At 66.3% G+C, this 24,453-nt stretch carries 27 protein-coding genes, 1 tRNA gene and 1 pseudogene; 15 read left to right on the top strand and 14 right to left on the bottom strand.

Going from position 1 to position 24,453, the window contains the following annotated elements; translation table 11 throughout:
• Positions 1–20: 20 nt before the first annotated feature.
• Both ggt and FGF80_RS04625 read right to left on the bottom strand, forming a co-directional pair.
• Positions 21–1,877, bottom strand: a complete 1,857-nt coding sequence (ggt, locus tag FGF80_RS04620; RefSeq protein WP_138652480.1) for a gamma-glutamyltransferase — start codon at positions 1,875–1,877, stop codon at positions 21–23.
• 179 nt (positions 1,878–2,056) lie between these two features.
• The gene (locus FGF80_RS04625) at positions 2,057–2,722 is read right to left on the bottom strand and encodes a 2,5-diamino-6-(ribosylamino)-4(3H)-pyrimidinone 5'-phosphate reductase (RefSeq protein ID WP_006184391.1); all 666 of its coding nucleotides are present in this window, start codon (positions 2,720–2,722) and stop codon (positions 2,057–2,059) included.
• Positions 2,723–2,970: 248 nt separating this feature from the next.
• Between FGF80_RS04625 and FGF80_RS04630 the strand changes: the two genes are divergently transcribed.
• The 6 genes and pseudogenes from FGF80_RS04630 (at position 2,971) to FGF80_RS04655 (ending at position 6,114) form a co-directional block, all read left to right on the top strand.
• Positions 2,971–3,327, top strand: a complete 357-nt coding sequence (locus FGF80_RS04630) for a hypothetical protein (RefSeq protein ID WP_138652482.1) — start codon at positions 2,971–2,973, stop codon at positions 3,325–3,327.
• A 57-nt stretch (positions 3,328–3,384) separates the two neighbouring features.
• Complete coding sequence (locus FGF80_RS04635) at positions 3,385–3,612, top strand: DUF7511 domain-containing protein (RefSeq protein WP_006184389.1); 228 nt, start codon at positions 3,385–3,387, stop codon at positions 3,610–3,612.
• 242 nt (positions 3,613–3,854) lie between these two features.
• Positions 3,855–4,850 carry a phosphate uptake regulator PhoU gene (locus tag FGF80_RS04640; protein ID WP_138652484.1) on the top strand — a complete coding sequence of 332 codons (996 nt, stop codon included), beginning with the start codon at positions 3,855–3,857 and terminating at the stop codon, positions 4,848–4,850.
• 233 nt (positions 4,851–5,083) lie between these two features.
• A complete protein-coding gene (locus tag FGF80_RS19515) occupies positions 5,084–5,635 on the top strand; it encodes an outer membrane protein assembly factor BamB family protein (RefSeq protein WP_138652486.1) in 552 nt (183 codons plus the stop codon).
• A 15-nt stretch (positions 5,636–5,650) separates the two neighbouring features.
• Positions 5,651–5,815 (top strand): annotated as a pseudogene (locus FGF80_RS04650) (outer membrane protein assembly factor BamB family protein); the annotation flags it as partial.
• The gene (locus FGF80_RS04655; RefSeq protein WP_175416979.1) at positions 5,812–6,114 is read left to right on the top strand and encodes an outer membrane protein assembly factor BamB family protein; all 303 of its coding nucleotides are present in this window, start codon (positions 5,812–5,814) and stop codon (positions 6,112–6,114) included. The pseudogene FGF80_RS04650 and the gene FGF80_RS04655, both read left to right, overlap by 4 nt.
• 21 nt (positions 6,115–6,135) lie before the next feature.
• On the opposite strand, the gene FGF80_RS04660 is transcribed toward FGF80_RS04655, so the two are convergent.
• The 3 genes from FGF80_RS04660 to FGF80_RS04670 all read right to left on the bottom strand — a co-directional run bounded on the left by FGF80_RS04660 (position 6,136) and on the right by FGF80_RS04670 (position 10,427).
• Positions 6,136–6,507 (bottom strand): 30S ribosomal protein S8e, encoded by a 372-nt coding sequence (locus FGF80_RS04660; protein WP_006184384.1) that lies wholly within the window; start codon positions 6,505–6,507, stop codon positions 6,136–6,138.
• A 199-nt stretch (positions 6,508–6,706) separates the two neighbouring features.
• Positions 6,707–8,167, bottom strand: coding sequence for an outer membrane protein assembly factor BamB family protein (locus FGF80_RS04665; protein ID WP_138652490.1), 1,461 nt, complete (start codon positions 8,165–8,167; stop codon positions 6,707–6,709).
• A gap of 4 nt (positions 8,168–8,171) precedes the next feature.
• Positions 8,172–10,427 (bottom strand): NADP-dependent malic enzyme, encoded by a 2,256-nt coding sequence (locus FGF80_RS04670; RefSeq protein WP_006184382.1) that lies wholly within the window; start codon positions 10,425–10,427, stop codon positions 8,172–8,174.
• Between the two features lie 148 nt (positions 10,428–10,575).
• Between FGF80_RS04670 and FGF80_RS04675 the strand changes: the two genes are divergently transcribed.
• Complete coding sequence (locus FGF80_RS04675; RefSeq protein WP_138652492.1) at positions 10,576–11,043, top strand: phosphopantetheine adenylyltransferase; 468 nt, start codon at positions 10,576–10,578, stop codon at positions 11,041–11,043.
• A 139-nt stretch (positions 11,044–11,182) separates the two neighbouring features.
• On the opposite strand, the gene FGF80_RS04680 is transcribed toward FGF80_RS04675, so the two are convergent.
• Entirely contained in the window at positions 11,183–11,491 is a 309-nt protein-coding gene (locus FGF80_RS04680; RefSeq protein ID WP_006184380.1) for a transcription initiation factor IIB family protein, read from the bottom strand.
• 229 nt (positions 11,492–11,720) lie between these two features.
• Here FGF80_RS04680 and FGF80_RS19030 point away from each other — a divergent pair, with 229 nt between their 5' ends.
• From FGF80_RS19030 to FGF80_RS04695, 4 genes are all read left to right on the top strand, one after another.
• The gene (locus FGF80_RS19030) at positions 11,721–11,894 is read left to right on the top strand and encodes a hypothetical protein (RefSeq protein WP_175416980.1); all 174 of its coding nucleotides are present in this window, start codon (positions 11,721–11,723) and stop codon (positions 11,892–11,894) included.
• Between the two features lie 95 nt (positions 11,895–11,989).
• Positions 11,990–12,074: transfer RNA gene (locus FGF80_RS04685), tRNA-Leu, on the top strand.
• A gap of 152 nt (positions 12,075–12,226) precedes the next feature.
• Positions 12,227–12,739 carry a hypothetical protein gene (locus FGF80_RS04690; RefSeq protein WP_138652494.1) on the top strand — a complete coding sequence of 171 codons (513 nt, stop codon included), beginning with the start codon at positions 12,227–12,229 and terminating at the stop codon, positions 12,737–12,739.
• A gap of 4 nt (positions 12,740–12,743) precedes the next feature.
• Positions 12,744–13,490 carry a S1 family peptidase gene (locus FGF80_RS04695; protein ID WP_138652496.1) on the top strand — a complete coding sequence of 249 codons (747 nt, stop codon included), beginning with the start codon at positions 12,744–12,746 and terminating at the stop codon, positions 13,488–13,490.
• A gap of 18 nt (positions 13,491–13,508) precedes the next feature.
• Here FGF80_RS04695 and FGF80_RS04700 read toward each other — a convergent pair whose 3' ends face one another.
• Entirely contained in the window at positions 13,509–13,766 is a 258-nt protein-coding gene (locus FGF80_RS04700) for a hypothetical protein (RefSeq protein WP_138652498.1), read from the bottom strand.
• A gap of 219 nt (positions 13,767–13,985) precedes the next feature.
• On the opposite strand from FGF80_RS04700, the gene FGF80_RS04705 reads away from it, so the two are divergent.
• From FGF80_RS04705 to FGF80_RS04715, 3 genes are all read left to right on the top strand, one after another.
• Complete coding sequence (locus FGF80_RS04705) at positions 13,986–14,384, top strand: hypothetical protein (protein WP_138652507.1); 399 nt, start codon at positions 13,986–13,988, stop codon at positions 14,382–14,384.
• A gap of 108 nt (positions 14,385–14,492) precedes the next feature.
• Entirely contained in the window at positions 14,493–15,305 is an 813-nt protein-coding gene (gene dacZ / locus FGF80_RS04710; protein ID WP_006184372.1) for a diadenylate cyclase DacZ, read from the top strand.
• Position 15,306: 1 nt separating this feature from the next.
• Entirely contained in the window at positions 15,307–16,074 is a 768-nt protein-coding gene (locus tag FGF80_RS04715) for a mechanosensitive ion channel family protein (RefSeq protein WP_006184371.1), read from the top strand.
• 12 nt (positions 16,075–16,086) lie between these two features.
• On the opposite strand, the gene FGF80_RS04720 is transcribed toward FGF80_RS04715, so the two are convergent.
• Positions 16,087–16,908: a nucleoside phosphorylase gene (locus tag FGF80_RS04720; RefSeq protein ID WP_138652509.1), complete on the bottom strand. Its 822-nt coding sequence runs from the start codon at positions 16,906–16,908 to the stop codon at positions 16,087–16,089.
• Between the two features lie 60 nt (positions 16,909–16,968).
• Between FGF80_RS04720 and FGF80_RS04725 the strand changes: the two genes are divergently transcribed.
• Positions 16,969–17,403, top strand: coding sequence for a DUF488 family protein, N3 subclade (locus FGF80_RS04725; protein ID WP_138652511.1), 435 nt, complete (start codon positions 16,969–16,971; stop codon positions 17,401–17,403).
• A 45-nt stretch (positions 17,404–17,448) separates the two neighbouring features.
• On the opposite strand, the gene cdd is transcribed toward FGF80_RS04725, so the two are convergent.
• The 6 genes from cdd to FGF80_RS04755 all read right to left on the bottom strand — a co-directional run bounded on the left by cdd (position 17,449) and on the right by FGF80_RS04755 (position 24,423).
• On the bottom strand, positions 17,449–17,868 hold the full coding sequence (gene cdd, locus FGF80_RS04730) for a cytidine deaminase (RefSeq protein WP_138652513.1): 420 nt from the start codon (positions 17,866–17,868) through the stop codon (positions 17,449–17,451).
• A 34-nt stretch (positions 17,869–17,902) separates the two neighbouring features.
• A complete protein-coding gene (locus tag FGF80_RS04735) occupies positions 17,903–18,949 on the bottom strand; it encodes an ABC transporter permease (RefSeq protein ID WP_138652515.1) in 1,047 nt (348 codons plus the stop codon).
• On the bottom strand, positions 18,942–20,192 hold the full coding sequence (locus FGF80_RS04740; protein ID WP_006184366.1) for an ABC transporter permease: 1,251 nt from the start codon (positions 20,190–20,192) through the stop codon (positions 18,942–18,944). Before FGF80_RS04740 ends, FGF80_RS04735 begins: the two co-directional genes overlap by 8 nt.
• Entirely contained in the window at positions 20,189–21,832 is a 1,644-nt protein-coding gene (locus FGF80_RS04745) for an ABC transporter ATP-binding protein (protein ID WP_138652517.1), read from the bottom strand. Before FGF80_RS04745 ends, FGF80_RS04740 begins: the two co-directional genes overlap by 4 nt.
• Before the next feature lie 4 nt (positions 21,833–21,836).
• Positions 21,837–22,889 (bottom strand): BMP family lipoprotein, encoded by a 1,053-nt coding sequence (locus tag FGF80_RS04750; RefSeq protein WP_006184364.1) that lies wholly within the window; start codon positions 22,887–22,889, stop codon positions 21,837–21,839.
• 118 nt (positions 22,890–23,007) lie between these two features.
• On the bottom strand, positions 23,008–24,423 hold the full coding sequence (locus FGF80_RS04755) for a phosphohexomutase domain-containing protein (RefSeq protein WP_006184363.1): 1,416 nt from the start codon (positions 24,421–24,423) through the stop codon (positions 23,008–23,010).
• Positions 24,424–24,453 lie beyond the last annotated feature (30 nt).

Here is a 24,453-nt window from a genome sequence, read left to right on the forward strand (position 1 = left end):
TCTCAACCGCGCCGCCCGTGTCACTGGGGCCGACCGCGGTCGACTCCGACGGCCCGCCCGTCGCGCGTCGGATCGGCCGCGCCGCGCAGTTCGTCGTCCCCGATTTCGATGACCTGGACGTTACCGATGTCACCGCTGGACGTGTCGCTCCAGACCTGTCCGAACCGGCTCGTCGCCTCGCGAGCGCGCGCCGGGACGCCGTCTTCCCACATAATCGGCGGACACTCCGTGGTGAACACGGTCGGTTCGGAGAGCGCCGCGAGCGGCTCGAGCCCGTAGACGTAGCGGTGGAGGAGCGTCTGTGCGACCGAAGTGATGATCGTCCAGCCGCCCGGCGAGCCCACGGTGAATTCGGGGACGCCGTCGCGCAGGACGAGAATGGGGCTCATGCTGCTCAGCGGCCGCTTCCACGGCGCGACCTTGTTCGGCCCCTCGGGGACGGCGTCGAAATCCGTCAGTTCGTTGTTGAGCATGAAGCCGCGGCCGGGGACCATCAGTCCCGAGCCCATGAGCTGCTCGATGGTCGAGGTGTACGAGACGGCGTTTCTGTCGGCGTCGACGACGGAGAAGTGAGTCGTCGAGCCGCGCTTCGGATCGGGTGACGGCCCCCGGACAGGTTCGACGCCGGACGGGGCCCCGGGAGCGACGCACTCCCCCGCCTCGTAGTCCGCGAGTGTTTCTCCGGCGCGGACGAGTGCCGCACGCTCCTCGAGATACGCGTCGGAGAGCAGGGCGTCGCTCGGAACGTCCACGAACTCGGGATCGCCCATGTATTCGTTCCGATCGGCCCAGGCCAGGCTCGTTGCCTCGCCGACCAGGTGATACATCGCCGGCGACCGTCGGTCATACCGTCCGATGTCGAGGCAGTCGAGCAGTTTCAGGATCGAGGCCACGGTGCTCGGCCCCGAACTCGGGAGCGGTTGGCCGACGATCTCGACGCCGTTCCACTCGGCGCGAACCGGGTCGTCGATCGTGACGTCGTAGGCCGCGAGGTCGTCGGTGGTCATGCTGCCGCCGGCGTCCCGAACCGTCGCGGCGAGATCAGCCGCGATGTCGCCCTCGTAGAAGGCCGCTGGCCCGTCTCGCTCGATCGCCTCGAGCGTCTCGGCGAGGTCGGGATTGACGTGCGTGTCGCCCTCCGTGAGGGGCCGTCCGTTCGCGTCCGAGTAGGCCGCCGTCGCCGCGTCGTTGAGCTTCTCCCAGTTGTCCGCGATCTGTGCGGCGAAGACCCCATCGATCGGGAAGCCGTCGGACGCGAGATCGATCGCGGGGGTGAGCAGCCGCTGGCGGGGTCGAGTCCCGTGTCGATCCAGTGCGGTTTCCAGTCCCATCACGGTCCCCGGAACGCCCACGGCCTCACCCAACCGGATTCGGTCCGCGAAGGGGATCGGATCGCCGTCCTCGTCGAGGAACATGTCCGCGGTTGCACCCCGCGGTGCGCGCTCGCGGCTGTCGATGACGTCGACCGCGTCCGCGTCGGCATCGTAGATCACCATGAACCCGCCGCCGCCGATCCCCGAGCCGTGGGGCTGGGTGACCGTCAGGACGTACTGCAACGCCACGGCGGCATCGACGGCAGTGCCACCATCGCGCAGCACGCCCGCGGCGACGCCGGAGGCGATCGGATCGACGCTCGAGACCATGCCGTCGGCCGCGGTCACCTGCCGCCCACACGTGAACTGCGGGTGCGCACACCCGACCCCGCGGACGTCGGGAGTCGACCATGCGTCACTCGCCGCGACGGGGAGCGTGCCGATGCCGAGCGCACCGGCGGCCGTGCCGGCGCTCGCCAGCAACGCGCGTCGCCTGACTCCCGGCGGATCGCTCGGCCCCGACGTGTTCCCGTCGCCTTCGTTTCCACCGATCCGGTTTGTCATGTTTCGGACACCCGGCCAAACGTCGACAGTACCGGTCAAAACACCTTCGGCGGCTACGGTGACGCTACCCGGTGGGCCCGGCGATCCCGGCCGAGTAGGGGCTGCCAACGGGCGACCTAGTAGTATCGTACTGTGCCCGAGCCCCAGCGATCGAACGGCTCCGAGACGGCTGCGCGAGTTCAGCGGTCGTTGGTCTTCCAGGTCAGCAACACGCCGCCGTCGAGTCGGTCGACGGCGTCTAACTCGAGCGTCGGAAACGCCGCGACGAACCCCTCGCCGTCGGCGAGGGTCGGCGCGTCGCGACCGCCGATAAGTGTCGGTCCGACGAACGTCCGGAGTTCGTCGACTAGCCCGGCCTCGAACAGCGAGAAGATGAGTTCGCCGCCCCCCTCGACCATGATCCGCTCGAGGCCCTGTTCTTGCAGCGCCCCGAACGCTCGAAGGAGGTCGACGCGGTCGTCACCCGCGGTGAGCAACTCGGCGTGCTCGGCGAGTGCCAGCCGCCGGTCGACGGGTGCGGCCTCGCTCAGACAGAGGTAGGTCGTGGCTGCGTCGTCGAGGACCGCCGCGTCCGTCGGCGTCCGCCCGCTCGAGTCGACGACGACCCGTGCGGGAGACGCCGGTCGGCCGTCGTCGCGGCGACGCTCCCGGAGCGCGTCGTCTTTGACGGTCAGATGCGGGTCGTCCGCGAGGACCGTCCCGACGCCGACGACGATGGCGTCGCTTTTCGCCCGGAGCCGATCGACGCGCGCGAAGTCCTCGTCGCCGCTGATCGCGAGTTGCTCCCGACGTCGCGAGGAGAGTTTCCCGTCGGCGCTCATGGCGGCGTTGACCACGACGTGCATACCACCGCTTGCGGGTGCGACGGTGAAGAACGCTCCCCTCTCGTGACTCCGGCCGCTCGAGTCACCCCAGGTGGTCGCGCCTCGTGGGACGAACACGCTCCGACAGAGAGGTACCTGTTTGCCGTCGGATGGGGTCCCGACGAGAACGCCCGTCAGTGATCGTCGGGAGCCCGACATCGGCGGCCACTCCGGCGCAGTTCGACTATACGCCGCTATGAGCGCCGACGGACGATCCGCCGCTCGAGGGGATGTCGAGCGACGACGCGGCGTTTTCGGTTCGGGCATTCCTCGACGGGAGCGACACGGACACGCCCGACGAGCAGTGGGCGGCGGCCCTCGAGACGGCCCGGCCGCTGTTCGAGCGTCAGGCGGTGTGTTATCGCGAGGAGAGTCGCCCGGCGCTGGCCGACGCGGGGAGTCACATCGTCGACTACGACGAACTCTCGGCCGTCGACCGCCAGCAGTTGCGCGAGTACTCGACGGCGGCTTGCAGTCCGTTCCGTTGCTGCCACTCGAGGGATGCGGACCCGTTTTCGACGGACGAGGCCGGTCGGTCGGCGACGAAACCGACGCCGGCCGCTATACCCGTATGGAGTGCACAATAGCACAATTAGCAGCCGCTTTGTACGTGTCGTCGCTCGGTTCGGGTACGCACGAGACGTATGACCGAACCTACCAGCGGTTACGGCGATCGGTCGCCTCGGCAGCGGCTAGCTACGGCTACGCAGTACTCGACCGACGAGACTGACCTCGAGTCGATCGTCGTCCGATACGAGGACCGGCCCGATCGGTGGACGATCACGCCGCGGGAGTGTCCGGATTCGGACCGGATGACGACGTGGCTTTCGGCGGACGCTCGGGCCATCGTCGACCTCGACGACGTCCGATAGCCGACGCGATCTCTCGCGGTGGGTCGCGCACCGATGTTTCCGTTCGGTTCGATCGGACGGTTCAGTCGCCCGACTGCACCATCTGCTATATATTTCTATATATGCCAATCATTATCGATGTATGGATACTAATCAGTATAGGGAGAAAAAACCATAGATATGGCCTCTACTAGTTGATCTGGTCTAGAATAACCTCTCTATAGACGGGTGGATTTATATTGTTGTAATCGGAAGCGGAGCGTATGGAAACGCGCAAGGTTCAGGTCACAGGTGGGTCGACGTTCACCGTTTCGTTGCCGAAGACCTGGGCGACCGACAACGACGTCAGCAGCGGCACCACGGTCGAATTCTACCCCGAAGGGGACGAACTCCTTTTGACGCCCGAACGCGAAACGCGACGCCAGGAAGGGACGCTAGACGTCTCGGGTCTCGAGGACGAGGAGTTGATGCGGGCCGTGATGATGATGTACGTCAGTGGCTTCGACGTCATCTCGCTCGAGGCGGGCCGAATCACGACCGAGCAGCGCAGCGCGATCCGCGACGCGACCCAGCGACTCGTCGGCGTCGAGGTGCTCGAGGAGACCAGCGACAGCGTGGTCATTCAGGACCTGCTCGACTCCTCGGAGCTGTCGATCGTCAACGCCGTCACGCGCATGCGCCTGATCGCCCAGTCGATGCTCGAGGACGCGGTGACGGCGCTGATCGAGAACGACGACGACATCGCCCACGACGTGATCGAGCGCGACGACGACGTCGACCGCCTCTGGCTGGTCGTCTCGCGGATCTTCCGCGCGACGCTGCGCTCGCCGCGCGCGGTCGAGGAACTCGGCGTCTCCCGCGAGGACTGTTTCGATTATCACTCGAGCGCCCGCCAACTCGAGCGGATCGCCGACCACGCCGTCAAGATGAGCGACATCGCGCTCAAACTCGACGACCTCCCCGCCGACGTGGCCGACGCGATCCACGGGCTCCACGCCGAAGCCGCGACCGTCTTCGAACAGTCGATGGACGCGCTGTTCGCCGACGACGCCGACGAGGCCAACCGACTGGGCCACGACGCCCTCGCTGCCGTCGTCGAGATCGACGAGCACACCCGCCAGATCGACGACATGCTTCGAGATCTCGAGCCGGCACAGGCCCAGTCCCTCGGGCTGATCGTCGACTCGCTGTCCCGGAGCGCCGACTACGGCGGGAACGTCGCCGAAACGGCGCTACAGAAGGCCGCGCCGCGCCCGTGACGGGGTGCCGAACGCACAGGTAACCTGAAGTACGTCCGCTGTAGACGGCCGCTGTGACTATCGACCGCACGAGGAGCCGTACTCGGACTCGTTACGGGAAGCGTGACGACAGCAGCGGCTGGCTGTACGACACTGCCCGGCACCGACGACCGTGCTGCCGGAAGCGACTCTGACGGCGACGAATCGGACAGCAGCGACACCGGGCAGTCCGACGCTGACGGGACCATCACCGACTGGCCGACGCCGCAGTACGATGCCGCGAACACGGGCACGGCCGGCACCGGCGTCGGTCCGCGCAATACCGCGACGCTCCGTGGCTCACACACAGCCGAGGACCGGATCGGTGCCGAGCCGGCAATCGCCGACGGCGTCGCAACGCCGGCAGTTGGGACGGCAGCCTCTACGCGCTCTCGCTTGCCGACGGGAACCTCGAGTGGGCCGTCGACACCGGCAGTGGCATCTCGACGCCACCGGCCGTCGTCGACGAGACGGTCGTCGTCGGCAACGGTGCTGGTTCCCTGGCCGCGCTCGACGCGGCCAGCGGCGAGCCCTCGTGGACGATCGAACTCCCCGCACCGGTTCGAGCGGGTCCCGTGATCGCCGACGGGACGCTGTACGTCGGCTGTGGCGACGACCGCCTGTACGCGCGGTCGCCGACCGACGGGTCCGAACTGTGGTCGTTCCGAACGGCGGGGCCGGTCGCCGGGGGACCGACGGTCGCCGACGGGACGGTCTACATCCAGAGTCACGACGACTACGTCCACGCGATCGATATCGCCGATTGATCCGAGCGCTGGACGGTCCGGGTCGAGAACGGCGGCGGGTCGAACGCGCCGACGGTGGTCGACGGCACGGTGTCCGTGGGAGATACCAACGGGACGCTCTACGCGCTCGAGGCGGCGAGCGGGGACGAACGGTGGACCGCGACGGCTACCGGAACCGTCCGAACGCCGGCCGTCGTTTGAGACACCGTCTCCACACGAGCAGCCTGAGTCGCGCCTTCGATTCGACGACTGGTACCCGCCGCTGGCAGGCGGATGTCGGTCGTATCGGCGGCTCGCCGACCGTCGCGGACGGGGTCCTCTACGTCGGGACGTGGGACGCGGTCGTTCACGCGCTCGATATCGCGGACGGGTCACCCCGCTGGACGTACGACGCCGACTACGAAATCTCGCGGTCGGTCGCAGTGACTGACGGCGTGCTCGTCTACGGCGACGACTACGGCAATATCGTCGCGCTCGGGGAGCCGGAACCCGAGCAGTAGGAAACTGCGGTCGAAAATTCGTTACTCGACGAGAACGGCGTTGACCTGCCCGGTCTGGCCGGGACGGGACGTGACGCGGGCCTGTCCTTCCGAGGTTTCGATGACGGCCCCCTTCGTGATGATGTTCCGGCGGACGTAGTTCGGGTTGGCGTCGTTCTCGACGACGTCCTCGATCTCCGCGGAGACCGTTTCGCTGCCCTTGTTGACGCTTGCGACGTTCGTCGCGAGTGCGCGGGTCTTCGATCCGTTCCCCCGAACGTCGACGGTTCGGAACCGCGGCTCGCCGACCTCGGTCTCCGTCGGGAGGCGACCGAGTTCGTTCTTGCGGCGCTTTCGCACGTTCTTCAGTCGACCACCGGTTCGCTTGCGCGTAGAGCGTCCCTGATCTTGCATACCCGATAAAAATCCGGGCGTATACTTGAATGCACTGCTACGAAATTTCACTCTGCGGGCGCGGCTTGGCCGCGCTCTCGGTGAAATTTCGATCAAAAGCACTCCTCCCTCCGTTCCGGGCCGCTTCGTGGCCCTCTACATCGATCGTCGGCCCGCTCGCTCCCTGCGGTCGCTCGCGGTGAGTGTCAGTGGCCCGCACTCAGTCGTCCGGAACCAGACAGTACGCGTGGCCGGGCTCCTCGAGCACCGTCTCCTCGTCATCGTCGTAGTAGTGCGAGAAGTCGCCGCGCTCGGCGTAGTAGATCCTGTTGCCCCGCGGGATCGCGCCGCTGGTCACGTGGCCACGGTTTTCGACTCGCCAGCGCCGGTCGCCGGTTTCCCTGTCGAGGGCGTACAGGTGCGTATCGTAGGACCCGACGAGAATCGTCTCCGCGGTGGCGGTTATCGAGCCGATGACCCGGCCGCCGACGTCCGTCGACCACAGCTCGTCGCCCGTCTCGGTATCGAGCGCGTACACGTGATGGTCGTCGCTCCCGACGTAGACGATCCCCTGCTTCGGATCGATCGCCGGATTCGACATGACGACCTCGCCGGTATCGAACGACCACTCCTCGCTCCCGTCGGCGAGGTCGAGCCGGTAGAAGTGGCCGTCCCAGGAGCCGGCGAACGCCGCGCCGTCGTAGACCGGGATCGTCCCCTTGATCTGCGCGCCGAGATCGAACCGGCCGCCGGCCATCGGTTCGCCGTCGGGACCGCCCTCGCCGCCCGCCTGGAACGACCAGGCGAACTCGAGCGAGGGGAACTCCCAGCAGTAGACGACGCCGTCGTTCGAGCCCGTGACGAGCCGGCCGGTCTCACAGTCGATCGCGGGCGAGGGATGGGGCATCCCCCAGAGACGGTCATCGCTCCAGGTCGGGTTCCCGGTAGCGGCGTCGATCTCCCAGAGCGCGCCGCTGGCGGGGTTCTTGTGCTCGGTCAGGAGATAGAGCGAGCCGTCGACGTACGCGGGGCTCGAGCCGATCGCGATCGCGTCACCGAAGTCGCGAGTCCGGGTGTGCCAGACGATATCCCCGGTCGGAACGTCCACGGCGTAGAGTTCGCCGTCGTAGCCGCCGATGTAGGCGGTGTCGCCGACGATCGCCGGCGTTCCGTGGAAGCCGAGGCTCCGGCCGGCACCGGTCTCGAGGGTCCAGCGGCGCTCGCCGGTCGGCGCGACGGCATGGATCGTTCCGGTGTCGCCGGCGACCAGAATCGTCTCGCCGTCGGGCGTCGGCCGCGGCGTCGACTTGGCCGCGGTGTGTCCGATGCGGTTGACCGGGATCGACCACGCTTTCCGGACGGTCTCGGGGACGGTCGCGTCGGGATAGTAGCCGTACCGGCGCAGTCCGCGGCGGAACATCGAGCGGTCGTCGTCCGCCGGCAGCGGGACGTAGCCGTCGGCGGCATCCGCGGCGCTCGCGACGGCCCCGCAGTCCGGCGGTGACCGGTACTGGCGGGCGGTACAGCCCGCGAGACCGACGGCCCCGGCAGTCGCCGCGGTCCCGAGAAGCGTCCGTCGCGATACTCGAGCACCGCCGGCTTCGGAGCGGGCCCGATCGACCTCCGCGTCGTCGGCGTCCCGGTCGGTGTCACCGTCCCGAGGGGCGGCGTGCTCGCTCACGCGTTTACTCCTGCTGGGCGTCGACGACCGCGACGCCGGCCAGGTTGACGATGTCCTTGACCTCGTCGCCCCGCTGAAGGACGTGGACCGGTTCGTCCATGCCGACCAGCATCGGGCCGATGGCGTCGGCCCCGCCCAGCCGCTGGAGCAGTTTGTAGCCGATGTTCCCCGACTCGAGGTTCGGGAAGACCAGCACGTTCGCGGGCTCCTCGAGGTCGGAGAAGCCGTACGTGCCCTCGAGGATGTCCTCGACGACGGCGGTGTCGGCCTGCATCTCGCCGTCGACCGTGAAGTCGACGTCGGGGTCGTCCTGCAGCATCTGCGCTGCCGTGCGCGGTTTGCGGGTCCCCTCGTTGTCGACGCTCCCGAAGTTCGAGTACGAGAGCAGGGCCGCACGGGGTTCGATGTTGAACCGGCGTGCCAGTTTGCCGGTCTGTTTCGTGACCTCCGCGAGGACCTCCTCGTTGGGGTCCTGGTTGACCGTCGCGTCGGCGACGAAGATCACGCGGTTCTTGAACGTCAGCATGTAGACGCCGGCAGCGTAGTCGACGTCCTCGTCGGTGCCGACGACCTGCAGCGGCGGTCGCAGCGCCGAGGGGTAGTGATGGGAGAGGCCGGTCAGTAAGGCGTCGGCGTCGCCCTGTTCGACCATCACGCTCCCGAAGTAGTTCGAGTCACGCTCGATGAGTTCGCCGGCTTCGCTGCGCGTGATCCCCTTCCGGGCGCGGAGTTCGTGAAGCCGGTCGGCGTACTCCTCGTAGTCGCCGACGGACGGATCGGCGACCGTCGGATCGAAGTCCAGCCCGAGGTTGGCGGCCGTCCCCCTGATCTCGTCCTCGTCGCCGATCAGGACCGGCAGGGCGATCCCCTGCTCCTGAATCTGGTAGGCCGCGCGGATCATCTTCTCGTTCTCTCCCTCCGCGAGCGCGACCGTCTTGGGGTCGCTCTTGGCCTTGTTGAGGACGACCCGCATCATCTCCCGGGACTTGCCGAGGCGGGCCTCGAGTTCCTCCTCGTAGGCCTCGAGATCGATCTCGGTGCGGGCGGCACCGGACTCCATCGCGGCCTGGGCGATCGCCGGCGCGACGCGGAAGAGCACCCGTGGATCGACGGGCTTGGGAATGATGTAGTCGGGGCCGTACTGAATCGGCTCGTCGCCGTAGGCCTTGACAACCGCGTCGGGAACGTCTTGGCGGGCGAGTTCGGCCAGCGCCTCGGCGCAGGCGACCTTCATGTCCTCGTTGATCTCGGTGGCGCGCACGTCGAGTGCCCCGCGGAAGATGAACGGGAACCCGAGGACGTTGTTGACCTGATTCGGGTAGTCCGAGCGGCCGGTGGCCATGATGACGGTGTCGTCGCGGGCCGCCTTGGCCTCCTCGTAGCCGATCTCGGGATCGGGGTTGGCCATCGCGAAGACGATCGGATCGGCGGCCATCGACTGGACCATCTCCTGCGAGACGATGCCGCCGATCGAGAGCCCGACGAAGACGTCGGCTCCCTCCATCGCGTCCGCGAGCCCACCCTCGGGCACGTCGCGAGCGAACTGCTGTTTGTACTCGTTGACCTCGCCCGCCGCGGCGCGGTCCGCGGTGATGATCCCCGTGGAATCACACATCGTGATGTTCTCCTTCCGGACGCCAAGCGAGACGTAGAACCGCGCCGTCGCGATGGCGCTTGCCCCCGCCCCCGAGAAGACGACCTCGAGTTCATCGAGGCTCTTGCCGGCGATGTCGGCGGCGTTGAGCAGTGCGGCACCCGAAATGATCGCGGTGCCGTGTTGGTCGTCGTGGAAGACCGGAATGTCGATCTCCTCGCGCAGTCGTTCCTCGACGGTGAAACACTCGGGTGCTTTGATGTCCTCGAGATTGATGCCGCCGAACGTCGGCTCCATCATTTTGATGGCCTCGACGAGCTTGTGGGGGTCCGAGTCGTCGAGTTCGAGGTCGAAGACGTCGATGTCGGCAAAGCGCTTGAACAGGACGCCTTTCCCCTCCATGACCGGTTTGGAGGCCTGTGCGCCGATGTCGCCGAGGCCGAGCACGGCCGAGCCGTTCGAGACGACGCCGACGAGGTTCCCCTTCGCCGTGTAGCTGTAGGCGTCGGTTTCGTCCTCGTCGATCTCGAGACACGGCGCGGCGACGCCGGGCGAGTACGCGAGCGAGAGGTCCCGCTGCGTGTTCGTCGGTTTCGTTGTCGATATCTCGATCTTTCCGGGCGGATCGGTCCGGTGGTACTCCAGTGCGTCCTCGTCTAGTCCCATATCGGGGACACTGCAGGGGACTACTAAAAACAATGCGAAGGGTAGTTTCGACGTGTGTCGAAGACCCCGCGTATAACGGGATGCGACGTTCCGTGAGAAAAGATGATAATTCGACCGTTTTATACGCACCGCGAGACTGACCTGGGATATGGACGTCGCGCTTGGTGGGACCTTCGACCCCGTTCATGATGGCCATCGACGGCTGTTCGAACGGGCGTTCGAACTCGGAGACGTGACGGTCGGGTTGACCAGCGACGAACTCGCGCCGAAGACACGAGATGTCGACCGACGAGTCCGATCGTTCGACGACCGGAAAGCGGACCTCGAGACCGAACTCGAGTCGATCGCGGCCGACTACGACCGCACGTTCGAGGTGCGGACACTCGAGTCGCCGACGGGGATCGCAACGGAACCGCAGTACGACTATCTCGTCGTCTCGCCGGAGACCCGCGAGGGTGGTGCACGGATCAACGAACTCCGCCGCGAGCGCGGCCACGATACCCTCGACGTGGTCGTCGTGCCACACCTCCTCGCCGACGACGGCGACATCATCTCGAGTACGCGAATCGTCAAGGGCGAAATCGACGAACACGGAACGGTCATCGACGACGACTGAGACGACCGCGGTTCCCAGCGACTGCCCCACCAACTCGGCGCGTTCCACTGGAGTCAGGGTGCGGCGTCCGTTCTCGTATCGTATACTTATCCCGAGTCAGGCCGCCACTGAGCGGCGACCGAGTGGGTGTATGGTGGTGTTACCAGCGCGGCGGCTCGAGCCCGGCCGCCTCGAGCAACTCCTTCCAGCGGGACTGGATCGAGAGTCGGGAGACGTCCGCGGCCTCCGCGACCGCGCCCTGTGTGCGGCCGTCGCCGGCGACGAGCGACCCGGCATAGAGGCTAGCGGCCAGGACCGCCCGTTTCGAGCGATCGGACGCCGGCACGTCAGTCAGAAAGAGGTCGACCGCACACGATCGCGCCTCCGTCGAGAGCTCCAGGCGCTCGGCGACGGTCTCGAGGTCCTCGAGCCACGGTTCGTACTCGATGCGATCCCGGGCGCTGTGCATACTGCCGGATATCGGGTCGGACGGCATAAACCTACGGTCACCACCGTCGGCGCGTTCGGCGGCGGTCGCGTCGGATTGGCTCGCCAACGCTGTACTACGACTGGCAACGTTCAGGTACGAATATCTCGGCCAGACGGCCGTTCTCGGCCGATTTCACTAGGCGACGACTACTAAACCAGCCCTCGGCCCAAGGGCGGAACGCCGGTCGCCGGGGCGGTCGTACCTGTCCATGAAAGACCCAACCTGCAAACTCGTCTGTACCGGGTGCGGACTCGAGATGCCGTACCGGGAGCGGTCGCTGGCCGAACAGGCCGCGGAACTCCACCAGCTACGGGACGCCGAGCACGTGACGTTCATCGTTCCCCCGGACTGGTCGCCGGAGGAGTCGGTGAAACACTGCTAGCGCCGCTCGAGGGGCGGGCGGGACGATTCGACGGCCGGCGCGCGGTTAGCGCGGACCGACAGGTACTTACTCGATTCGTGAAAAGTCGGACGTGAGCGCGGGTAGCCAAGCTAGGCCAACGGCGCAGCGCTTAGGACGCTGTCCCGTAGGGGTCCGCCGGTTCGAATCCGGTCCCGCGCATTGCTGTCGCGAGCAAACTCGCGAGCGACAGCAATCGTCTTCCTCCGGTTCGAATCCGGTCCCGCACAGTGTGAACGTGAAAGACCGTCGTTCAGCACTCCGTTCGGGCGGTATCGGGATAGACTAAAGGAGTCCGTTACGTATGCTCCGCCATGGGCGATCAGGAATCGGAAATCCGCGAAGCCATCATCACGACCGCCGTCACTGATTGGTTACAGGATTCCAATCCGTTTTCGGATATCGTTTTCAAAGACGGGCTGCTTCGAGACGTAACCGGCGAATTGGGGGACGATGTCTCCGAGAACGATGTCGAATACGTGTGGAAACTCATGACTGAGGAGGGGTATTTTCGGCACCGTGGGAAAGCGCGCCGAATCACCACCAAAGAGATCGACGAAGCGGAGGAATTCGGCGTGGAGACACCCATGGATTCGACCGTCCAGGAGGAAATCCTCCGAGAACTGAAAGAGTCGGAGCGGAAGAACGTAACCAAGCCGGAAGTCACCCGATCCGACCTTCTCGAGTCGCTCGAGTACGATCCGGAGACGATCGATTACAATCTCTTCTACTGCAAGTCCAAAGGATGGGCCGACGTGCAATCGTTTATCGAGCGCTCCCCATGGCGACGGGCGGAGATAACCAAATTCGGTCGCAAACGGGTGTGACTGCATGTCGGTTGCTGAGATAGCAGCTGCCGCGGTTCGAATCGAGATCGAAGGGACGCCTCTGGGAACGGGATTTCGGTTTCTCGACGGCGAGACGGTACTGACGAACGCCCACGTCGTCGAACCGACCATCCGGGAAGGAGTCCCCGTCCGAGCGAACACGGGAACGGCGACGGTCGAGTTGGAACTCGTCGATTATTCGCCCGAGCCGGAAGCCGGTGGCCACGATTACGCCATTTTAGCGGCGAGCGAGGGGTTCCCGTCGGAAACGGAACCCCTACAGCCCTGTTTCGACTCGCTAACTCGTGGTGACGACGTACTCTTCGCCGGCTATCCGTTCGAACTGAACGAGGTACTGGTTCACTCGGCCATGGTTTCCGGCGAACACGAGAACGGGTTTTATCTCGATGGCTCGGTAAACTGGGGGAATTCCGGCGGCCCGATCGTAAGCGCAGCGACCGGCCGGGTCGTCGGGATGATCACTGAACGTGAGCTATATCAAGACCGAAAACTGGACGAAATAACGCAGGACCTACGACAGATCGAAAACCAACTCCTGCGGGTGCAACGCGTGTACTCGACGACTGTGAACGATGTCGAACTCGAGGAACTCACCCTCAACACCGTCCAAGAAATCCAAGACGCGATAGAAATACTTCTGGAAAACGCGAACAGTGGGTTGGGAATCGGCTACGATATCAAGCACGTACTCGATGGACTCGAGGCAAACGGCATCGATACTGGTCGATAGAAGCCGCTTCCGGTCTTGCTACTCGTCGTCCGATACCGTACTCGCGTCTAACTCCCCCTCGAGATACGCCGTCCCCGCGTCGGTAATCACGTAGAACCCGCGCGACGGCCGCTCGACGAGGCCGTACGAGGCGAGTTTTCGGCAGCGAACGCCGATGTAGTTGTTGTTTCGGTCGATTTCGTCGGCGATCGATTTGGGAGTCCCAGCGCCCTGCGCTCCTAGATACTCGAGGATTTCGTCGTCTGCCCGCGTCATCCACTCAGCGCGCTTTCGCATTGGTAGAGCTATGCTAAGCAGTACTCCATCAATGTACGCTGGAACGTTGTTATGGGCAATGAACGGCTCTCCTTCGAGATATATCTAATCTTTGTAAATATGTAAGGCACAGTTTTTTGTTAGTAGACAATACAGTATCGAGTACGGGAGTGACGCGACCGTGTCGCTGACCGGCCAGTCAGTGAGAACGACGGTCCGTCATCGTTCCCACGACGATCCATGCCAACCGACGACTCGCGGGGGTCCGACGCCCCCGACCGACCGGACGAATCGACCGAAACCGACGCACGAACGTCGCTTGCGGGGTACGGCGAACGCCTCGGGGCGATCGAGGCGCTCAGTCGCGACCTGCTGGCGGCGGTCGAGGCGACGGCCGACGCCGACGACTGCGAGCAGGAGTGGCGACGGGACGCGGTCCGACACCTGCGGGAAATCCGCGCCGAAGCCGTGTTCGCCCGTCGAGCGCTGGCGGGACGCCCCGTCCACGAGGGCGTGACGACCGACTCGGACGACGGGACCGTGCCGATGATCCGGACCAGCGGCGGCGGGGGCACCGTCGTCCACGGTCCCGACCCGATGGCGTTCCAACGCACCCACGACGACGCCGACGAGCAGTAAGCCGACTGCCGCCACCGATCGTTTCGAGCGATAGCCGCGGAGCAAAACGACAGACGCGCGTCAGACGCTCCATAACGCTTATTCGCGCAGGGCCGGGTTGTAGTATCAATGGCCGGGTTAGACGACGTGTTCGGGGACCTCTTTGCGAATGTGGACGCGGTCGTGCTCTTTTCACCCAGCGGCTCGTACTACGAGCAGTTCATGGCCGTCGACGATCTCGACATCGTCGTCGTCGGAACCGAAAACGATGTCGGCGCGGAGACGTTCGTCGAACTCCCCCTCGAGTTCGCGGCCATCACCGACCGGATTCGCTTCGGTCTCGAGGGTGCCCTCGAGCAGGGCGTCGTCGAGGACGGGGACGACCTCGCGTGTGCGACGAGCGTCTTCAGCGACGAGATCGATACGGTCTCGCGCGTCCGGGCGGACGCGGAGACGCAGACGGGAATCTACGACCTGTTCGTCAAATCCCGGGCGGACCCGGAAGTCGTGAAGTCGGTCCTCGAGGTGGCGATCGAACTCGGCAAGAAGGGCCAGAAGGGCAAGCCCGTCGGTGCGCTGTTCGTCGTCGGCGACGCGGGGAAGGTGATGAACAAGTCGCGGCCGCTCTCGTACAACCCCTTCGAGAAATCCCACGTCCACGTCGGCGACCCCATCGTGAACGTCATGTTAAAGGAGTTCTCGCGGCTCGACGGCGCGTTCATCATCTCCGACGCGGGCAAGATCGTCTCGGCGTATCGCTACCTCGAGCCGTCCGCCGAGGGGATCGACATTCCGAAAGGGCTGGGTGCGCGACACATGTCCGGCGCTGCGATCACGCGTGATACCAACGCGATCTCGATCGTGCTCTCGGAGAGCGACGGGCTCGTCCGGGCGTTCAAGGCCGGTGAACTCATCCTGGAGGTCGATCCGGAGGCGTACTGATATGGTAGCGTGGCAGCCACTCCTCGACGAACCGGCCGTCATCGCGGCGGCGGTCCTGGCGCTCGGCCTCGTCGTCGGCTATCTGGTCGGCCGGCTCAACGAGGAGTTGCTCTCGGCCTCGGGCGTCCCGGAAACCGTCGAGGGCACCCCCTTCGAACGGACGGCCCAGTCGATCGGGACCTCGACGGTCGAGATCGTCGCGCGGCTGAGTTCGTGGTTCATCTACGGGATCGCGGTGTTGACCGCGATCCACATCGCGCAGTTGCTCGACACGGACGCGTTCTGGCTGCGTGTCACGGAGTTCATCCCACAACTGTTCATCGCCGTCCTCGTGCTCATCCTCGGCTTCGTCATCGCCGACAAGTCCGAACTGGTCGTCGGCGAGTATCTCCGGGGCGTCAAACTCCCCGAAGTATCCGTCATCCCGAAACTCGTCAAGTACTCCGTTCTCTACGTCACCTTCATTATCGCGCTCGGACAGGTCGGGGTTCACGTCCTCGCGTTGCTGATCCTGCTGACGGTCTACGCCGTCGGCGTCGTCATCGTCGGCACCGTCGCGTTCAAGGACTTCCTCGTCTCGAGCGCCGCCGGCATCTACCTGTTGCTCAACCAGCCATACGGGATCGGCGACGAGATCAGGGTCGACGACCAGACGGGGATCGTCCAGGAGGTCGACCTGTTCGTCACGAAAATCGAGGACGACTCCGAGGAGTACATCGTTCCGAACCGGAAGGTCTTCGAGGACGGCGTCGTCCGAATGCGGGACTGACGCGGCCGCGGGCTACTCGAGCGACAAGCCGGCGTGCCAGCGGTCGACGCCGGCCTCGCGTTTGACGGCGTCCATCTTCGCGAGGAGATGGGTCGCGAGCGTCGCGGTCTCGGCGGCGCGGGACTCGCCGTCGGTGCGGAACTCGCCGGTCTCGCGGTTGGCGTAGACGGTACAGACCGCGCCCCCCCGAAGCCCGTACAGGTTCGCGAGCGTCAGGATGGCGCTGGCCTCCATCTCGATGTTTTTGACGTTCGCCGCTTTGAGTTCGTCGACCAGGTCGTCTGCGCCGGCGGCTTCGAAGCCGTCGACGCCGGGCCGCCCCTGGCCGGCGTAAAACGAATCGGCACTCATCGTCACGCCGGTGTGGTAGTCGTAGCCGAGTCGTTCGGCGGCGGCGATCAGCGCCGAGACGACCTCGTGGTCCGCTGTTGCGGGGTAGTCCTCGCGGACGTATTCGTCGCTGGTTCCCTCCTGTCGGACCGCACCGGTGGTGATGACCAAGTCGCCGACGTCCATCTCGGGCTGGATCGCGCCACAGGAGCCGACACGAACGAACGTGTCGACGCCGACGCGGGCCAGTTCCTCGACGGCGATCGCAGCGGAGGGACTGCCGATGCCGGTCGACGTGACCGAGATCGGCGTTCCCTCGTACGATCCCGTCGCCGTCCGGTACTCGCGATGGTGGGCTCGAATCTCGTGGTCGTCCCAGAAGGCGGCGATCTTCTCGAGGCGCTCGGGGTTGCCGGGGAGCAATACGGTGTCGGCGACGTCCGCCGAGTCGATCTCGAGGTGATACTGTCGGTCGGCGTTCGGGTCTTCGCTGTCGCGGGTCATCGACGAGCGGCGGTTCGGGTCGGCACGGTATATAAATGCTGGACGGCCGTACGAGAACACATGGCACGCGGGACGATTACGGACGCCTCCGTCAGGGCGATCCGACACGGGTTGGCCGACTTGCCGGCGGACGCGACGCGTATCGGCGTACTGCGACGGCCGCCGTCTCGGGCCCGTGCGGTCGTCGACGAGACCATGCCGGAACTGGGACTGCCCGACGATCTGCTCGCGTCGATGCGTGACGCCGCGGCGGAGATGAGACTGCAGGGGCTCTGCGACGAGGGGGCTCATAACGCCGCGTGGGAGCGGGTTGGGGTCGGCGAGGCCTATCGAACGCACCTCGAGACGGACGCCGATGCGCGAGACGCGCTCGCGGCGCTGGACGACAGGGTGGCCGCCGGCGAGTCGCTCGTGCTCGTCTGTGTCGAGAATACGGAGACGAAACGCTGTCATCGGACGATTCTCAGGGCGGCGCTCGAGGGAGCCGAGTCCTGACGGCGCTCGCTGTCGGTTCGTCTGCGGGACGGATCGACCGCGGCCTCACTCGAGCGTCTCCTGACTGATCGTGTTCGGCAACAGTTCGTCGAGCGTGTACTCGGTCACCGCGTCGCCCTCGTCACAGAGCACGACGAGATCGCCGTCGCAGAACTCCGTGAGCGTCTGTCGGCACATCCCACAGGGGGTGACGCCGTCGCGGCGGTCCGAACTGACCGCGAGCCGTGTGAACTCGCGGTGACCGTTCTTGACCGCCTCCGCCACCGCGACCTCCTCGGCGTGGAGGCTGTTGCTGAAGTTGGCGTTCTCGAGATTGCAGCCGACGAAGACCGCGCCGTCGGTGGTCTCGAGTGCCGCGCCGACCCGGTACTCGGAGTAGGGCACGTGTGCGCTGTCCTGGACGTCGCGGGCGGCGTCGATGAGATCGTGGTCGGTCACGAGCGGTGGTTCCTCGAGCGAGTGCAAGAAGCCATCGACCGGTCGGTCTCGACGGCGGGGGTCAGTCCTCGCCGGACTCGTAGTGGTCGCCGGCGGCGTCGGGCAGGCGGGTGCGCCCGACGAACACGAGGACGACGATGACGGTCATGTGCGGGAGCGTCCGGATGAGCTCCGTCGGGATGGCGTACCCCGCCGCCTGTAGCCCGTTTTGCATCGAGTTGAGCCCCGCAAAGAGGAACGACCCGAGGAGGGCACCGATCGGGTGGTAGTTCGCGAGCAGGTAGGTCGCGATCGCGATGAACCCGCGACCGTTGATCACGGTGTCGCCGGTGCCGGCGAACGTCCCGAGGGTTCCGAGGCCGAACCCTGCGCCGCCGAGTCCGGCGAAGACGCCCGAGAGGAGGACCGCGGCGTACCGGACCTTCCGAACGTCGACGCCGGCCGTATCCAGCGCCTTCGGGTTCTCGCCGCTGGCGACGACCCACCGTCCGAAGGTCGTCCGGGTGAGGAGATACCAGCCCGCGATGGCCCCGGCGAGCATGAGGTACACCTGCGGTTCGGTGTCGAACAGGAGGTAGCCGACGAACGGGATCTCCGACAGCACCGGGACGGTCACGTTCTCGAACCGAGTGATGTTCGCGGTGTTGGGGCTGTCGAAGAGGATTCGCGAGGCAAACGGCGCGAGGCCGAGCGAAATGAGCCAGACCGCGAGGCCGGCGATGATCTGGTCGGCCTCGAACTCGAGGCAGACGATCGCAAACAGCAGCGCGAAGAGGACGCTGACGAGGACGCCGATCAGCATGCCCCACCACAGGTTCGGCAGGCCGGCCGTCGCACCGCCGTCGCCGAGCCGGTTGACGACGACGATCGCGCTGAACGCCGAGACGATGAGCAGTCCTTCGATGCCGATGTTGATGACGCCGCTCTTCTCGGCGAAGATGCCGCCGATCGCCGCGAGCGCGATCGGGACGGCGAATCGGAGCGTCGATGTCTGCCAACTCGCCGGCGTCGCCCAGAGGACGAGCAGGAAGGCGGCAACACCGCCGACGGCCGCCGCAAGCGGGCGCTGTTCGAGGGCCGTTCGCGCTCGATGGACCGAGTTACGCATCGGCATCACCTCCGTCGTTGGCCCCCGCGTCACCGCCGTCGGTCCGTGCGGGGCTCGCCGAGTCGACGGTGACGTACCGCCGTCCGAGCATGCGGAAGAACTCCGGCATCGCGACGAAGAGGATGATGAGTCCGGTCAGGATCCCGACCAGTTCCGGCGGAACGTCCGTCGCGGTCCCGATCGCGTTCCCGCCGCTATCGAAGATGCCGAACAGGAACGCCGCCGCGCCCACGCCGATCGGACTGTTGCCGGCCAGCACCGAGACGGCGATGCCGTCGAACCCGAGCGACGGCACGTTCTCGATCCAGCGGCCGTGGACCATCAACACCCAGAAGGCACCGCCGATCCCGCCGAGCGCTCCCGACAGGGTCATGCTGGCAACGGTCATCCGCTTCTCGTCGACGCCGCCGTAGGCGGCCGCTCCCGGCTGAATGCCGCTCGTCCGGAGTTCGTAGCCGAACGACGTCCGAGCGAACAGCCACGCGATACCGATCATGAGCGCGACGGCGAACGCCAGCGCGAGCAGGGAGAAGTCCATCCGACCGCCGAAGCCGACGACCGGGACGGTCGGTATCTCGGCGTACTCCGGGACCGGTGCCGTCTGCGGGTTGGGACTGTTGGGGTCCTGGAACTGCCAGGAGAGCAATGTCGACGTGATACCGACCGCGATGATGTTGAGCATGATCGTCGTGATGACCTCGTTGGCGTCGGCGTAGGCTTTGAGCGCGCCCGGAACCGCACCGTACACCCCGCCGGCGAGCGCGCCCGCGAGGACGCCGAGCGGAATGAGGACGACGGTCCCGATGAACCCGGAGGGAACGACTGCCGCCGCGTAGACGACCGTCACGGCCGTCGCGAGGCCGCCGACGACCAACTGCCCTTGCGTCCCGATGTTGAGCAGGCCGGCGCGGAACGCAACGGCGACCGACAGCCCCGAGAAAATCAGCAGCGTCGTCCGCTGCAGCGTCGTCGCGAGGCTGTAATTAGTGAGCGTCCAGCCACCTTCGAGGGGGTGGCCCAAGGCCCCGAGGAACAGTTCGTAGTAGACCTGCATCGGGTTGTAACAGAACGTTGCGCCGCCCATCTCGAGGCCGGTCCGGCAGGACGCGAACGCCCCGGAGACGAAGACGAGGACGCCGCCGATGAGGACGGCGGTCACCAGCGCTGCGAGGCTGATGACGAGTCGGTCGACGACTGACGCCCGAGCGAGGCGCTCGGCGATCGACTCGAGTCGGTCCCTCATCGTGACTCACCCGGGTTGGGTTGGCCGTCGGCCTCTCCGGCCGGCCGCTGGCCGGCCATGCGCAGTCCGAGTTCCTCCTCGGTGACGGCGTCGGGCTCGGTGACGTCGATGAACTCGCCCTCGTACATGACCGCCAGTCGGTCCGACAGCGATTGGATTTCGTCGAGGTTCGAGGAGACGAGCAGCACGGCGACGCCCTCGCGCCGAAGCTCGAGCAGGCGGTCGTGGATGAACTCGGTCGAACCGATGTCGACGCCGCGGGTCGGATGGGTCGCGACGACGAGCGAGGGGTCGCGCTCGAACTCGCGGCCGACGATGAACTTCTGCTGGTTGCCGCCCGAGAACGACTGCGCGGCTGCGTTCGCGTCCGGGGGCCGAACGTCGTAGGTCTCGATGATCTCCTCGGCGTGGTCGCGAACGCCGGGCCAGTCGATGCGGCCGCCACTGGTGAATCGCCCCGATCGCTGGCTCCCGAGGACGCCGTTTTCGACGAGATCGAAGGGCATAACGAGCCCGCGCTTCTGTCGGTCTTCCGGGATGTAGGCCATCCCGTTCTCGATGCGGCGGCGGCGAGACCACGCCGTGATGTCGTCCCCCGCGTAGTCGATCGTTCCCTCGTCGGGGATTCTGAGGCCGGTGATCGCCTCGATCAGTTCGGCCTGCCCGTTGCCGTCGACGCCCGCGATGCCGAGGATCTCGCCGGCGCGTACGTCGAGGTCGATACCGGAGACGACCTCGACCCCGCGGTCGTCCTCGACGGTGACGTTTCGGGTCGAAAGGACGGTGTCGCCCGTCTCGACGGGGTCGGAGTCGGCCTCGAGGATGACCTCCCGGCCGACCATGCGCTCGGCCAGCGCCTCCCGGTCCGTTCGGTCGGGATCGACCGTACCGACGGACACCCCGTCCCGGAGGACGGTGATCGCGTCCGCGGCGTGGGTCGCCTCCTCGAGTTTGTGCGTGATGAAGATGATCGTCTTCCCCTGGTCGGTGAGTTCCTCGAGGACGTCGTAGAGACCCTCGACCTCCTGGGGAGTGAGGACGGCGGTCGGCTCGTCGAGAATGAGCACGTCCGCACCGCGGAACAGCGCCTTGAGGATCTCGACGCGTTGCTGGACGCCGACGCTCACGTCTTCGACGGTGGCGTCCGGATCGACCTCGAAGCCGTATCGGTCACAGAGGTCGCGAATCTCGCGGTCGATACGGTCCCGATCGACCGCCATCCCGAACCACTTCGTCGGTTCGTTCCCGAGTGCGATGTTCTCGGCGACCGTCATGGAATCGACCAGCATGAAGTGCTGGTGGATCATCCCGATACCGGCGTCGATGGCGTCTCTGGGCGAGTCGAACGCGCGCTCCTCGCCGTCGATAACGACCCGTCCCTCGTCGGGCCGGTAGAGCCCGTAGAGGACGTTCATCAGCGTCGTCTTGCCGGCACCGTTCTCCCCGAGTAAGGCGTGTACGGTTCCGCGCTCGACGCGGAGATCGACGTCGTCGTTCGCGACGACGCCGGGGAAGCGCTTGGTGATGCCGTCGAGGTGGACGGCGAGGTCACTGTTCGTCCCGTTGAGATCAGCAGTATTCGTCTCCACCGCTGCGGTCGGTCCCGTCCCATCAGTCGTTCCCGATTCGGGCTCACTCATGCGATTACAGTTCGCTTGGGACGTCTATCTCGCCGTCGATAAGCGCTTGTTTGGACTCCGCGAGGGCGTCCTTGATCTCCTGGGGAATGTCGGCACCGAGCTCGTCGCCGTAGACGGCACCGACCCCGTCCTGCTCGAGTCCGAGAGCCTCGGTTTCGCCGCCCTCGAACGTCCCGTTGACGACGGATTCGATGGCGTTGTAGACGGCGGTATCGACGCTCTTGACCATGCTCGCGAGGATGACATCGGCGAAGTCCGCGTTGGATATCGACTGGTCGTCGTCGACGCCGATCGCGAATCGGCCCTCGTCCTGGGCGGCCTGGAAGACGCCGACACCGGTGCGGCCGGCCGCGTGGAAGACGATGTCCGCGTCGTTGTTCTGGTACATCGATCGGGCGGTCGACTGCCCGCGGCCCGTGTCGTTGAAGTTCCCGACGTACGACGAGACGACCTCGGCGTCGTCGTTCGCGTACTCGACGCCGGCGCGAAAGCCGGCCTCGAACGACTCGATCAGGGGCGTTCTGGTCCCACCCACGAAGCCGACGGTGCTGGCGTCGGGGTTCGTTTCGCCGGCACCGGCGGCGAACTCGCGATCGGTCAGCAGGCCGGCCAGGTGACCGACTTGAAACGAGCCCTCCGGCTCGTCGAAGGTGTAGCTCCGGACGTTGTCCACATCGACGACCTCATCGACGATGATGAAGTTCTGATCGGGATACTCGGGGGCGTTTTCCCGTAGGGCGTCCGCCTGCGCGTAGCCGACGCAGTTGATCAGGTCGTAGTCGCCGGACTCGGCGAAGGTCCGCTGTGCGCTCGAGAACTCGCCTTCGTTGTCCGGCTCGGTCTTTTCGTACGAGAGATCGAACTCCTCGAGCGCATTTGTGAGTCCCTGCTTGGCCATGTCGTTGAAGGAGTCGTCGCCGGTCCCGCCGGTCGCGTACACCATTCCGACTCGATACTCCGCGCTGCCATCGTCGCCGAACCCGCCAACGCAGCCGGCGATGCCGGCGAGTCCGACTGCGCTTGCACCCTCGAGAAACCGTCGTCGATTTCGCGTCATGAGGCGGGCTAGCGTAGGGTGTCGATATATACCCGTCGAAACAGTAGAAGTCGACCCCGTGGCTGGCGATCCGCCCTCCGGGCGTTCAATCGGCGACCGCCAACCGCTGCCCTATCGCTTACGCCGTTTCAGTAATCGTCGTCTCGATGACGGCTCGCGCATCGGCGACGAGTTCGTCGACGGCGTCGCTCTCCGCGTAGAGGCGCACGTAGGGTTCGGTGCCGCTGGGCCGAACCAGCAGCCACGACGCATCGTCGAACTCGAGGCGGACGCCGTAGTCCGTGTCGACCGCCGCGTCCGGGAACGCCTCGGGGAGCGCCGACTCGAGGGTGGCCATCGCGTCAGCTTTGGCGGCGTCCGGACATTCGACGCTGACCTTTCGGTAGGGGCGCTCGGTGACCGGCGCGCGGAGCTGATCGGTGTCGCCGGCGTCGGCGACGAGGGCGGCGACGACCGCGGCGCTGGCGACGCCGTCGATCCAGCCGCCGAAGGCGGTGTGGATGTGTTTCCAGGGTTCGGCGGCGAAGACGACCTCCGTCCCGTCGGCTCCGGCGGCGCGTTCGCGGGCGATCCCCTCGTGGAGCGCGCCAAGTCGGACGCGTTCGACGCGACCGCCCGCCGCACGGACCTGCTCGTCGATACGGGCGGAGGCGTTGGGGGTCGTGACGACCACGGGATCGTCGGCGTCGCTCGCCGCCGTATAGTGGGCCGCGACGACCGCGAGAACGGTATCCTCGTGAATTACCTCGCCGTCGGGACCGAGGACGACGAGTCGGTCCGCGTCGCCGTCGTGGGCCAGCCCGAGATCGAAGTCGCCGGTCGCGGGCTCGGTTCCGTCCGCGAGGAAGTCGGTAAACGCCGCGAGCGTCTCCGGCGTGGGCTTGCTCCCGCGGCCGGGGAAGTGGCCGTCGACCGAGGCGTTGACCGCGACGACCGTTGCGCCGAGGCGCTCGAGGACCTGCGGCGTCGCGAGCGCGCCGACACCGTTCCCGCAGTCGACGGCGATCCGAAGCCCGTCGAGAGGGGCACTCGCGGCAGCGTCCGCGTCGGTCCCGGGCCGCTCGCCGAACTGGTTTCGGACGTAGTCGCCGACGGCGGACCGGTACTGATCGAGTACCGAGAGTTCCTGTGCGTCGCCCCACTGGTCCCAGCGGGCGAGGCCGTCGTCATCGCGCGCCACGTGGTCGTCGATGGCCCCTTCGGCGTCGCTGTCGTACTCGACGCCGTCCGCGAAGAGTTTGATGCCGTTGTCCTCGGGGGGGTTGTGACTCGCGGTGAGCATCACGCCCCGTCGCCCCTGTGAGGCGAAGGCAAGCGCCGGCGTCGGTACCTGGCCGATGCGGCGAACGTCCGCGCCGGCGCTCTCGAGGCCGGCTTCCATCGCCGCCGCGAGTGCCGGCCCGGTCTCCCTGCCGTCACGACCGACGACGAACGTTTCCCCGGGGTCGCCCGCTGCCTGGCCGACGGCAAGCGCCAGCGACGGCGAAACCTCCTCGACCGGGCCACGGATTCCTGCAGTCCCAAAGAGTGTCATAGCCGTCCGTTCCGGGAGGAGCCACTTAGC

It is taken from the genome of Natrinema pallidum (assembly GCF_005890195.1).
GTDB lineage: Archaea > Halobacteriota > Halobacteria > Halobacteriales > Natrialbaceae > Natrinema > Natrinema pallidum.